General features: G+C 64.7%; 11 protein-coding genes. 7 read left to right on the top strand and 4 right to left on the bottom strand.

Annotation, left to right across the window (positions count from 1 at the left end; translation table 11 throughout):
• Positions 1-235 precede the first annotated feature (235 nt).
• From ACFTOW_RS09975 to ACFTOW_RS09945, 7 genes are all read left to right on the top strand, one after another.
• The gene (locus ACFTOW_RS09975; protein ID WP_379915179.1) at positions 236-808 is read left to right on the top strand and encodes a hypothetical protein; all 573 of its coding nucleotides are present in this window, start codon (positions 236-238) and stop codon (positions 806-808) included.
• Between the two features lie 266 nt (positions 809-1,074).
• Entirely contained in the window at positions 1,075-2,151 is a 1,077-nt protein-coding gene (locus tag ACFTOW_RS09970; protein ID WP_379915177.1) for a hypothetical protein, read from the top strand.
• 21 nt (positions 2,152-2,172) lie between these two features.
• The gene (locus ACFTOW_RS09965; protein ID WP_379915175.1) at positions 2,173-3,303 is read left to right on the top strand and encodes a hypothetical protein; all 1,131 of its coding nucleotides are present in this window, start codon (positions 2,173-2,175) and stop codon (positions 3,301-3,303) included.
• Positions 3,304-3,384: 81 nt separating this feature from the next.
• A complete protein-coding gene (locus ACFTOW_RS09960; protein WP_379915173.1) occupies positions 3,385-5,319 on the top strand; it encodes an AAA family ATPase in 1,935 nt (644 codons plus the stop codon).
• Between the two features lie 139 nt (positions 5,320-5,458).
• Positions 5,459-6,805 (top strand): DUF6638 family protein, encoded by a 1,347-nt coding sequence (locus ACFTOW_RS09955; protein ID WP_379915171.1) that lies wholly within the window; start codon positions 5,459-5,461, stop codon positions 6,803-6,805.
• Position 6,806: 1 nt separating this feature from the next.
• A complete protein-coding gene (locus ACFTOW_RS09950) occupies positions 6,807-7,073 on the top strand; it encodes a hypothetical protein (protein ID WP_379915169.1) in 267 nt (88 codons plus the stop codon).
• Positions 7,074-7,086: 13 nt separating this feature from the next.
• Positions 7,087-7,734, top strand: coding sequence for a DUF1523 family protein (locus tag ACFTOW_RS09945; RefSeq protein WP_379915167.1), 648 nt, complete (start codon positions 7,087-7,089; stop codon positions 7,732-7,734).
• Between the two features lie 139 nt (positions 7,735-7,873).
• Here the strand turns inward: ACFTOW_RS09945 and ACFTOW_RS09940 are convergent, their stop codons facing one another.
• From ACFTOW_RS09940 to ACFTOW_RS09925, 4 genes are read right to left on the bottom strand one after another with little or no spacing between them, the layout of a single operon-like run.
• Positions 7,874-8,743, bottom strand: coding sequence for a dimethyl sulfoxide reductase anchor subunit family protein (locus tag ACFTOW_RS09940; RefSeq protein ID WP_379915191.1), 870 nt, complete (start codon positions 8,741-8,743; stop codon positions 7,874-7,876).
• Positions 8,744-8,747: 4 nt separating this feature from the next.
• On the bottom strand, positions 8,748-9,509 hold the full coding sequence (locus ACFTOW_RS09935; RefSeq protein ID WP_379915165.1) for a 4Fe-4S dicluster domain-containing protein: 762 nt from the start codon (positions 9,507-9,509) through the stop codon (positions 8,748-8,750).
• Positions 9,506-9,652, bottom strand: a complete 147-nt coding sequence (locus tag ACFTOW_RS09930) for a hypothetical protein (protein WP_379915163.1) — start codon at positions 9,650-9,652, stop codon at positions 9,506-9,508. Before ACFTOW_RS09930 ends, ACFTOW_RS09935 begins: the two co-directional genes overlap by 4 nt.
• On the bottom strand, positions 9,649-12,459 hold the full coding sequence (locus ACFTOW_RS09925; protein WP_379915161.1) for a molybdopterin oxidoreductase family protein: 2,811 nt from the start codon (positions 12,457-12,459) through the stop codon (positions 9,649-9,651). Before ACFTOW_RS09925 ends, ACFTOW_RS09930 begins: the two co-directional genes overlap by 4 nt.
• Between the last annotated feature and the right edge of the window lie 29 nt (positions 12,460-12,488).

Raw genomic sequence — 12,488 nt, 5'->3', positions numbered from 1 at the left:
CCCAACATTACAGAATCCAACTCAGGCTCAGACGCAAGCGCGCTCAAACACACCGATCGGCCCAAAAGCGATTCCCCTGGGGGGGGGTCGGGCGCGACCCGGCGGCCCGGGCAAAGCCGTGCCGAGACCTTGAGGTATGGGGCATCCTTGAAATCGGCGTCGATCGGGACAGGTTTGCACACATAAGCATACCGTTTTGGCATGCCGTCTGAAACCTTAACGACCGGGAGGTCCCATGCAACGCCGTCAGGTTCTGGCCTCGCTGTCCGCCGTCGCGGTGGCGACTGCCTGCGCCCCCATCCCGTCCGACACCGCGCTGAGCCCGGCAGAGCGCAGCGCGCTGCGCATCTCGACCTTCGAGGTCGTCACCTCTGCTGCCGCCTTTCTGAATGCCGGCGCGCAGGATGTGCGCAACCTGCTTGCCCCGGACCTTCAGGGGGTCTTGCGGCGTGAGTTCTCGGACCGCGTTGCGCAGGCCGGCGGCTGGACCATGCAGGTCGAGGTCGGGCGGCTTGCCGTCGCAAGCGCGACCCGCACCGCGCTGGGCAGCGACCGGTCGGAACTGGCAGGCTCGGTCCGGCTGATCGACCCTTCGGGCACCCTGCGCGCGTCCGTGCCGATTGCGGTCAGCGCGGGAGACGCCGCCGAAAGCGTTCTTGGCGGCGCGGCCTCGGCCATCACCGGCAGCCGGTCGCAATTCTATCGCCAGCTTCTGGGCACTTTCGCGCGCGACACGCGCAGCACGATCCTTGGCCGCGACTTGCCCGGCGAGCGGCTGGTCCGGCGCACGCGCTCTGCGCTGGAGTAGAGGCATCACCGGATATGTCCCGGGGCATGGCCTGCGTCGGATACATGACGTTGCAGATGTCGATACTCGCGTGCCGTTGAGGCTTGCGAGGCAGGTCGGCTGGACGCCAGGCGGCTGACATGGTCGCAGCAGTTGCGAAGCCACTTTCCTTTGTCCCGGCATTTTGCCAGACTTGCGCAGAATTGCATTGCCTGCCCGATGTAAACGGGCGTTACATTACCCATATACATCCCGAGGGATGCGGTGACGAGGACAAGGAGATTTCGATGGCGAATTTCGACGCACAGGTGCAGCAATCGCAAAAACAGGTGGCCGAGGCGCAGGCCAAGATCTCGGAGCTGACAGGCCGGATCGAGACGGCGCGCTCGAAGCTGAAAACCGGGGACGATGTGGCGATTGATATCGAAAACGCCACTCTGGACGACGTGCATGCCCATACCGAGGTGATGAACGCCAATATCGCCGAGCTGATCATGGGGCTGGACGATGTGACCGCTGCATTCTCGAAGGATTTCGACGAGATGCGGTCGAAAACCGGGTGGGAGAGCTTTGTCGGTATCTTCTCGCGCGGGAAATCCCAGTCGATGCGGCAGGACCGGATGCGCACCGCCAGCATCGATGACAAGTTGCAGGATCTGATCGCCAAGTCGGACGTGATCACGCAACTGCTGCAAGGGCAGTTGGCGGTCCTGAACGAGCAGAAAGAGAAGGTCGAGACCAACCTGACCGAAACGCTGGACGAGCGCGAGTTCACCGTGGGCGAGCTTGAGGCGGTGCGGGCCGAGATACTGGCGATGGACCCCCGGATCATCGAGTTGGAAAATCGCATCAGCGTCGAACAGGACGCCGCCGCGCGCACCCGGCTGGAAACCGAGCTGGCCGATCTGAACAAGGCTTATAACGATATGGTCCAGCAGGAGCAGGTCAAGCTGGCCAAGAGCCAGACGCTGGAACGCTATATCGAAAAGGGCAAGTCCTGGGTCGACAGCCTGCAGAATCAGGCGGCGACGCAGATGGTGCTGATCAACAAGCTGCAGACGGATACGAAACAGCGCGTGGTGCTGTATGACGCGCTGACCAAGTCGCTGAAGACCGCGCAGCAGCAGGATGTGGCGCACCGGATCAACGAGATCGGGGTCGAAACCGACAAGGAGGCGCAAAGCGCCATGGCCGCGATCGGCACCGCCACCAACCAGCGTATGGCCGACATGCTGGAGGCGCACGAGGGTCACATGGTCTTTGCCCGCGAGGTGCTGGAGGCCAAGGCCAAGGCCGATGAACGCTTTGCCCGGCGGTTCGCCACTATCGTCGAGAAGCACGACAAGAATATCTATGGCGCGTGATGCGCGCGGATGGGGTACCAGATGACCGGGACCACGGGCGCTGATCTGTCGCGCGAATACGCGGCGCTGACCGATACCTTTGCCAGCCGGCGGTATTTTCGCAAGTTCGGCGCGATCACCCGGCACATGGCCCGCGTGGCCGGGGTGATGGAAGCCGAGGGGCGGCTGAGTGCGCGCGAGGTCAAGATCCTGACCCGCTATGTGACGGCGATCAGTTTCACCTTTCGCGCGCTGAGCATGAAATACCTGCTGGCGGGGCGTGATACCGGGCAGTTTTTCGGCTCGCTCCAGATCGACACGGTTGAATCGGGCTTTCCGGTGTTCAACGAATTGCTGGTGATGGCGAATGACGCGGTGCAGGCGCCCAAGCATCTGGCGGGGATGGCGGATGTTCCGACCCTGAAGGACCAGATGCTGCGCAAGATCGTGGGCGACCGCGAACTGCCCACGCGGCTGCAATTCGCGCTGTCGCAGCGGCTGTATTACGAGGAGCTGGCGCGCGGCGATCTGTTCTGGGCGCGCAACGATCCGCAGGCGGTCTGGCTGGCGGGCGAGGAGCGGCGGCGCTATCTGCTGCACTGGGCGGTCTATGACAGCCAGATCAACCTGCCCACGATCTACCTGATGGAGGTCGAGGATTCGGGCCGCGTGGCCCTGCCCAAGGACGAACGCCGCTGGCCCGAGGTGCAGGCCCATCTGATGGGGCAGAGCATGGGCGCGCTGAAGCTGGTGACGATCGCCACCGGGTTCGACCGGTATTTCAACAACCTGCACCCAAAGCGGCTGCGTCGGTTCCACGTTGGGCCGATGTATTCGAACAGCTATACCAGCCAGTCGGGCCCGCTGCGCGAGGTGCTGGCCGAGGCGGGCAGCCCCGAGGGGCAGGATTGGGCGCTGGCCTGGACCACCGAAGAGTTGGAAAGCGAGCGGGTCGAGGCGGAAAAGGTCGGCTGGTTCACCACCGCCGAGCGCGAGATCTTTGCGCTCGACCCGTTTTCGGGGCGCGGGGTGGACACCGGGGCCACGCGGACCGAACGGGCAATCATCCTGCCCGAGCGGCCGTTCCAGGTGCTGGCCGAACGCGCGCCTGCGGGATTTGCGCAGGTGCGCAAGTTCGTGGTCGGCGCGGGGGGGCGGGTGCTGAGCTATTGACTGGCCCGTGCCGGGCCGTGCCTCCGGCGAGAGTTAACTTGGCAAGATGAAGCGTGGCAGCGCACAGCGAACGAGGACAGCATGAGCCTGACATGGGACCAGATGGAGCTGCGCGAGGACGAGATCCGCGCGCATTACGCCGCCGCCGCCGCGATGCTGGAGGGGGTGGATCACACGCCGCGGATCGGCAAGCCAAAGGCCGCGCCGGTCGAGCGGTCGGCGGGCGTTGTCACCGGCGCGCGGCGGTTCCGGTCGACCACGCCCGGGTTGGTCACGCGATCCACCGCGCGGCCCGAGGGCGTGCAGGTGATCGCGCGGATCGAAGGGTCTGATGGCGACGATCCGCTGATCTCGCCCTTGCAGGCCAGCGTGATCCACGGGTTGCGCCGGGCACTGGCCATCGCGCTGGCGCTGGGCGAGGCGTTTTCCGGCATGACCGGGCTGGCGGCGCTGAAACGCGCCAATCTGGAAGGGTCGCTGGGCGCGGACCGGCGGGCCGAGTTCGGCGAGCTGCTGGAGGCCGAGGCGCTGGTGGTGCTGCATGTCTTTTCCAATGCCACCGCGTTTCTGATCGCGCCGCATCTGTCCGAGGTGACGGTCGAGGTGGGCGCGCCCGAGGAGGTGCTGACCGACAACGCGCAACTGGCCCTGCATGGCGCGCTGTGGGAGCTGGATCAGGATATTGCAGCACTTGGCACGGACGAGGCGCGGATGGTGGCCGTGGTGGCGGGCTATGCCGAGCAGTTGATGGCCAAGGTGGCCTTGCGCGCGCAGACGGCGGCCCGCACCGGGCCGTTTTCGGCGGCAAGCTGGCGGGTCGAGGCGGATGATTTCGCCATCCAGGGCTTTACCCCCGCCCGCAAGGCACGCGGCACCACGCTGACCATGCAGTTCAAGAAACCGCATGAGGTGGTGGGCAACCATATCGCCAAGTATCAGGCGCTGCGGCTGGCCAAGATGCTGATGGCCTATGATTTCGAGCGCCGCCTGAACCCCTTTGCCGAGCTGGGCGGGTTCATCTTCACCTTCATGGGGGATGGCGCGCCGGGCACCGGGAAAACCACGCTGATCCAGATGATGGCGGGCCTGCTGCATGACTATTGCCAGAACGCGGGCTATCCCTTTCGCTATCAGAATTTCGGCATCGACAATATCGACAGCTATCAGGGCAAGTCGGGGCAGAACGCCAAGGCCTTTGTCACCGGGGTGCTGGACCCGGCTGTGATCGGGTTCGGCACCATCGACGACATCGACCAGATCGCGGGCAAGCGCGGCGACCGGCAATCCAGTGCCGGCCAGCAGGAGGTGACGGCGGTGTTCATGGAGGCCTTTGCCGGGGCCAACACGGTGGTGCGCGGTAACTGCACGTTCGGCATGTTCAGCAATTTTCCCGAGAACGTGGATGACGCCCTGCGCCAGCGGGCGGGCGCGCGGTTCCTGGTGGACGGGCCGCAGACGCGTGCGGATTACATCGACATCCTGGCGCTGCTGATGGGCAAGCGGCACGACATCCCGCTGGGCGATCACGAGCTGTTCGCCGCGCAGGAAATTACCCGCGCGGTCGCCGCCAGCTTCGAGTCGCACAACCGCCCGCACGAGCCGGGCTTGCAGGAGGTCTGGGACCGCGTGGCCGAACAGATCGGGCCGCTGGACACGATCGCCAGGCTGGGCACATACCTCAAGGCGATACAGGAAGCGGACCAGCGTTTCACCGGCCGGGCGATCAAGAACATCACCGACGCGGTCAAGGTGCGGGCGATGGACTTTGAGCTTCCCGACGAATGGATGGAAAACCCCGATCTGTTCCTGTTCAAAAGCTATGACGAAAAGGCGGCGATGATTTCGGACCTGCGCCGACCGATCACGGTGGACATGGTGGTGCAGGAGATCAACCGCTATGCGGATTCCGAATTCCGCTATGCCGACAAGTCCGACGAGATCGCGATTGAAGGCATGGTGCGGGATTTCGGCCGACAGGAAGAGGCCAAGCGGCGGTATCTGGAGGGAAAGGGGTGAGCAGACATTGCGCAGCGTCCCCCACCTCCGGCCCCTCCCCACGAGGAGGAGTGGAGGCACCTGTGGCACGGGTCCGGGGCGCAAGCTCTATGCCTGACAGTGTAGGGCGGGTCTTGGCTCGAGGCGAGGAGATGCGCGCATGAAACGCCTGATCGAACGCGGATTGATGTTCGGCAACCTGATCCATGTGGACAGCCCCGCGCTGGTGGAGCGGTACAACCGCGCGCTGGAGCATCTGACAAGCAAACAGACTCGGTTGGACGATTTTCACATTGATATCAGCGGGTTCAGTCCGGAAATCGGCGAAGAGCTGGGCGATCCGCTTTACCTCAACCATTCGGGCGTGAACCGGCAGTTCATTTTGCTGAGCACCCGGCAGAAGACTGCGCCGCTGCTGGATGCCACCTTCTCGACCAGCCGGGGCATCCTGCGGCAGTTCATCGAGGCCAACGAGGCGCAGCTTTTTGCGCTGACGGCCAAGGATGCGGTGGCGGGCGAGTTGCTGAACTCGGTCTTCGTGCTGCGCAGCCCGGCGGACCTGTTCGACATCCGCCGCATCCGTATCGAGGCCGACACCACCAGCGGTACCGTGCGCGATGCCGAGAAGCTGGGCCAGATGGTCGACCGCTTTCTGAACGAAGAGGATGCCTGGTTCGACGATGTGCTGATCGCCGACATGATCGGTGTCGCGCAGCGCACCGGGGATGTCACGCGCAACCCCGTGCGGCTGAAACAGATGGAATTCGAGCAGCGCAATTTCTGGACCAGCCATTTCGGTGGCACCTACCTGTTTCGCGGGCTGGAGCATCCGGCGATCATCACGGCAGGCGACTGGATCGATCCGGCAGAGCTGCCGGTGAAATCGTCGTACCGGATCACCGATCGCAGTTTCATCGCGCTGTTCTTGCAACGCAATCAGCTGGTCGAGCCGATCGTGCGGGCGCGCGGGATCGATGCGGGGGCGATCCTGCGGCAGAAGATGGATTTCATCATCGTGGATGCGGCGCAGGATATGGGGCTGGACGTGAGCGGCGCCTCGCGCGGGGATCTGCGCAAGATGGCGCGCCAGCAGATCCACAGCCAGATGCCGCCCGAGTATCACACGCTGAACCGGCTGGTGATCTGGGCCGAGGAGAATGGCGACTGGCCCGAGATCGACAGCGATGATCCGGCCTATTTTTACACCCTTCGCGCGCGGGATCACCCGGATCGCGACCTGATCAACCAGTTGCTGGCGGAACTGTCGCCCAAGGACGTGCGACAGCTGTTCATCTGTCACAAGACGCTGTTTTACCAGATGTATGCGACCTGGACCGAGACCAAGAAAGCCTATGTGGCTGATTTTCTTGCCCGGGAGTATAAGGTAGACAAGGCGGGGGCGCGCGCGGCGCTGTTCGGGCATGAGGCGCCGATGGACCGGGCCTCGGCCCCGCGAGAGGATGTGATCGCACGGGTGGGCCCGTGGGGTGCGGTAAGGGGACGCTGAGATGCTGGCACTGGCACGGCTGTTGGGGATCGGGCTTGTCGTTCTGACGGTAATCTATTTCTCGTTGTCGCTGTATTCGCGCCGGGTGCGTCGTGACAAGCTGGAGCGGGAATGGGACGAAGAGATCGGCGCCGGCGACCGCGAGGCATTCGTGCGTGCGGGGCTGAAGCAGTATGACGGATCGCTGCGCCGCAAGCTGATCCTGGGGGTCTATATCGTGCCGCTGTCGCTGATGATGCTGATCATCTACCTGACCAATTTCCACTGAAAAGGCCGCAGACATGTATTATCTCAAATGGGCGTTCTGGATCACCGTCTGGGGGCTGATCGCGGCGTTCCTGCACTATACGCTGCCGCATCAGGACGTGGTGCGCATCGCCGATACCTACGAGCAGCGCATCGATTTCGGCGAGAACTCGATCTTCTGGGCCAACCAGGGCACCGGCAATGCCGAAGGCATGGCCAATCGCGACGTGTTCTTCATCCAGGCGTTCCGCCCCAGCAACCGTCCGTCGATCTATCGCAACGAGGATACCGGATGGGGCTGGCCGCCCTATTTCAAGTTCGACACAGCGAATTTGCAGGCCGAGGCGAACAACCTGCGTTCGACCCAGAATGATCCGCAATGGGTGGTGCTGCGCCATTATGGCTGGCGCAACGAATTCCTGTCGATCTATCCCAACGCGATCAGCGTGCGGGCGGTGGATGGTCCGGATGTGACGATCATCCCCTGGCTGAACATCGTGATCCTGATCGTGTTCTTTGCCGTGGTCTGGGCGGTCTGGGTGCGCTGGCGGCGGTTTCGCCGGGCGCGGATCGATCCGGTGTTCGAGGATATCGGAGACGGGTTCGATGCGGCGGGCGACAGCTTTGCCGACACACGCGGACGCATCCGCCGCTGGCTGGACAGCTGGAAATCGAAGCGCTGAGCGGTGCGCGGCGGTGCCGCGCACAGGATGTCTCGCCTGCGCCCTTCGGGCTCCGGCTCGGGGTTTTGGGGGGCGCTGCCCCCCTCTTGGCCCGATGGGCCAATTCACTCCCCGGGATATTTCCGGAGAGAGGAATTGGTTATCTTTGCCCGTAGTAAAGCCCGACTACATGCTCGGCCTCGGCGTAGAACAGCCAGCGCCCCGCGAGGATGCCGGTGACGTGGCACAGCACCGCCAGCAGGCCCAGCCAGTGGGTGAAGGGCATCAGCAGCAGCATGACCGGCAGGGCATAGCCAAGGATCAGCGCGATGGCGCGCAGGCGCATCGCATGTTTGCGGCCCACCACATGCACCATCTCGCGCAGCAGGTAGTTGGGGCCGGTGTGCGGCGATTCGAACGAACGCGGGCTGCCGGTGGTCAGGCCCGTGGCGGTGCTTAGGGTGGTGCCCGAGCGCGCCAGCGCCGTGTCACCGCGCAGCCAGAGCGCCAGTTGCACCGCACCTGCGAGGGCCAGCAGCGGGATGGCAAGGCGGGTCTGGCCTGCCAGCAGCGCACCGCCCGCCGCCGACAGCGTGAGGAAATGAACTGGTGTCAGCGACGCGTGCCAGCGTGGCACGGCGCGCAGGCTGGCGTAGATCATTGCGGTGCAATAGACGGTGATCCCCGCCAGCGCGGCCCCCAGCCAGCCCAGCGGTTGCCAGTCGGCGGCGAAGAATATCCGGCCGATGGCGTAAAGCCCCATCACGGTCAGGGTGGCGGTGCTGGTCCATGCCTCGCGCGAGAGCCAGCTTGTGCGCCATTGCGTGAACGCCTTGAGCGCGCGTTCGGGATGGCCGAGGTGAAAGGCCGAGGAGAGCAGGCCGCCGCCTGCCAGCGCAAAGGAGATGGCGAAGAAGGCGAAAGCCACCCAGCCGGTCGAACCGGGCATGCCGAGGCCCAGAAACACCAGCAGGCCGAATCCGAGGCCCGAAAGGGTGGTGAAGGCGATGAGCGAGGGGGCAGGATGCATCGCGTCAGCCCTTTGCGCCGGGCAGGGCATCGAGCGCGCGGTCGAGCCAGCCCAGAAACCCATGCGGGGTGTCGGCCACCGGGTCGAGGTAGGGGGCCAGCACATCGGTCTGCTCCAGCCGGTCACGCGGGCGCGGCGGCAGGTACTTGTTGACAGGCTGCGTGCCTTGTTCCGGCATCAGGTCCATGCCGCCGCGAGCGGCCACCAGTTTCGACACCTCGCTGTCGGGATCGGCCAGATCGCCGAAATGCCGCGCGCCCGCCGGGCAGGTGCGCACGCAGGCGGGCGTGCGGTCCTCGGGGGCGAGGTTGTCGTTGTAGATGCGATCGACGCAGAGGGTGCATTTCTTCATCACCTTTTCCACCGCGTCCATTTCGCGTGCCCCATAGGGGCAGGCCCAGGCACACAGGCCGCAGCCGATGCAGTCGGATTCGTTGACCAGCACGATGCCATCCTCGGCCCGCTTGTAGCTGGCGCCGGTCGGGCAGACGGTGACGCAGGGGGCATTGTCGCAATGCAGGCAGGATTTCGGGAAATGCACCAGTTGGGCCGGGCCTTCGGGCGGTGTCACCTCGTAGCTGTGGACGCGGTTGAGAAAGGTGCCGGACGGATCGGCCCCATACGCATCCGTATCGGCCAGCGGCGCGCCATAGTTCTCGGTGTTCCAGCCCTTGCAGGAGATCACGCAGGCGTGGCAGCCGACGCAGGTGTCCAGGTCGATCACAAGGCCCAGCTTGCGCTGTGGGGTGTCGGGCAATTGGGTCATGCTGTGCGCTCGATCTGTGCAGGCAGGAAAGAGACGGGCTGTTCTCGGGCGGGATCCCATGTGGCGATGAACCAGATGAACGATCCCACGGTGAGGGCGACGAATATAGCGATCACCAGCAGCGTGCGTTGGGTCGGGGTCATTGGCCCACCTTCCATGTCAGCGTGTCCGGGCCCTTGCCCACGGGCGAGGTGAGGGGCGGATGGGCCGGTTGCGCCTGATTGGGGGCGGGCACCTTTTCGATTTTCACCCGCAGGTCGAACCAGGCGGCCTGTCCTGTCACCGGGTCGGAATTGGCCCATCGCAGACCATCGCCGCGCGCGGGCAGCAGTTCGTGGATCAGGTGGTTGAGCAGGAAGCCCCTTGTCGCCTCGGGCGCGTCCTTGTCCAGCGCCCAGGCGCCCTTGCGCTTGCCGATCGCATTCCATGTCCAGACGGTGTTTTCGTTGAGCGCGGCCATATGCGCGACCGGCACGGTGATGGTGCCGTGGGGCGAGGTGACCATCGCCCAGTCGCCATCGGCAAACCGGTGCGACTGCCACAGTTTTGTCGGCAGATACAAGGGGTTGATGCCGTGGATCTGGCGCAGCCAGGCGTTCTGGCTGCCCCAGCTGTGATACATCGCCATGGGCCGTTGGGTCAGCGCGTGGACCGGGTAGGCGACAGGGTCGGCATGGCCGTCCTGAAACGGCGCGTACCAGATCGGCAGCGGATCAAGCGTGGTCTTGATCTGCTCGCGCAGGTGGTCGGGCGGCTGGCGGTCGCCGTGCCCTTCGGCGGCCAGCTGGAACCGGCGCAGCGGTTCGACGTAAAGCTGGAACAGGTAGGGCTGCGGGCTGTCATAGAGGCCAAGGTTCACCGCCCAATCCTGATAGGCGCGGTTCCAGGGTTTGTAATAGGCGGCGTTTTCGGGGATGTGGCTGACCCAGAAGCCGCCGTTGTCGATGTATCGCTGAAGCTGATCGGGGTTGGGTGCGCCCCGCCCGTCGCCCCCGGTGCGAAAGCCCGCCAGCGGGCCGATGCCGGGTTTGCGTTCGTGGTTGGTGATGTAATCGGCGTAATCGGCATAGCGCGGGCTGCCATCCTCGCGCGTCATGCCCGGCAGGCCCAGCCGGTGCCCGAGGTCCAGCAGTACCGATTGAAACCCGCGCACGTCGCGGTCGGGCTGCACCACGGGCCAGCGGATGGCATCCGCCGCCGCATCCGCCTCGGATATCGGGCGGTCCAGCAGGCTGATGCAGTCGTGGCGTTCCAGATAGGTCGTGTCGGGCAGGATCAGGTCGGCATAGGCGACCATCTCGGAACTGTACGCATCCGAATAGATGATGCGCGGGATCACGTAATCGCCGTTCTCGTCCGTGTCGGTCAGCATCTCCATCACGCCGCCGGTGTTCATGGATGAATTCCACGACATGTTGGCCATGTACATGAACAGCGTGTCGATGCGGTAGGGATCGCCCGCGTGGGCGTTGGAAATCACCATATGCATCAGCCCGTGGGCCGACATCGGGTTGTCCCAGGTATAGGCCTTGTCGATGCGCGCAGGCGAACCATCGGGCGTCAGGCACAGGTCATCGGGCCCCTGCACATAGCCCAGGTGCGGACCATCCAGCGGAGCGCCGGGGGTGACGCCGCAATGGGGCTTGGGATGGGCGGTGGCGGGTTTGGGGTAGGGCGGTTTGAACCGCATCCCGCCGGGGGTTTCCACCGCGCCCAGCAGGATTTGCAGCATGTGCAGCGCGCGCGCGGTCTGGAACCCGTTGGAATGGGCGCTGATGCCGCGCATGGCGTGAAAGCTGACCGGACGGCCGGTCATGGTCTGGTGCGTCTCGCCGCGAAAATCGGTCCATTCGCGGTGCAGGGTCACCGGGTCGTCAAAGGCTGTGCGGGCAATTTCATTGGCCAGCGCGCGGATCTTCTGCGCCGCGATGCCGGTTTCCCCCGCCACGTTTTCGGGGGCGTATTTTTCGTCAAGATAGCGCTCGGCCAGCAGGTGAAACACCGGGCGGTGGGTTATCCCTGCGTGCCTGTGCGTGGCGGACAGGTCGGGGCGCACACCGGGTTGATCGAACGGGGTCAGCCGCCCGGTTTCGCGGTCGATCACCAGTTCGCGGCCCTGTTCGTCGCGCAACAACAGGCCGTGATCGGGCGATTTGGGATCGCCGTTCACCAGCACCGGCGCATTGGTATAGCGCGCCAGATAGTCCAGATCGATCTTGCCGGCCTTGAGCAGCAGATGCACCAGCGACAGGATCAGCAGGCCATCGGTGCCCGGCGTGATGCCCAGCCAGTCATCGGCCACGGCGTTGTATCCGGTGCGGATGGGGTTCACGCCGACGATCCGCGCGCCGCGGGCCTTGATCCGTCCGATGCCCATCTTGATCGGATTGCTGTCATGATCCTCGGCCACGCCGAACAGGATGAACAGCTTGGTATGCTCCCAATCCGGCTGGCCGAATTCCCAGAACGCGCCGCCCATGGTGTAGATGCCGGCGGCCGCCATGTTGACCGAACAAAACCCGCCGTGGGCCGCGAAATTGGGCGTGCCGAACTGCTGCGCCCACCAGCCGGTGAAACTCTGGCTCTGGTCGCGTCCGGTGAAGAAGGCCAGCTTTTCGGGGCTCTTGTCGCGCAGGGGTTCGAGCCAGCCTGTGGCCAGTTCCAGCGCCTCGTCCCACGAAATCTCCTCAAACTCGCCGGATCCGCGCGGGCCGACCCGTTTCAGCGGCGCGCGCAGGCGGGCAGGCGCGTTGACCTGCATGATGCCCGCCGAGCCCTTGGCACAGAGCACGCCGCGGTTCACCGGATGATCGCGGTTGCCTTCGATATAGGCGACCTTGCCGCCCTTCATGTGCACGTCGATGCCGCATCGGCAGGCGCACATGTAGCAGGTCGTCTTGCGCACCTCGTCGGAAACCTTGGGCGAGGTGTCGAGCTTTGGCTGGGTCATGCTTCCTCCGGTTCCGTGGGACTATCGCG

Origin of the sequence: Lacimonas salitolerans, from assembly GCF_042677865.1 — a bacterium.
Classification (GTDB): Bacteria; Pseudomonadota; Alphaproteobacteria; order Rhodobacterales; family Rhodobacteraceae; genus Lutimaribacter; species Lutimaribacter salitolerans.
The sequence above is the reverse complement of the archived record's forward strand: the minus strand, read 5'-3'. Positions and strand labels throughout refer to the sequence as shown.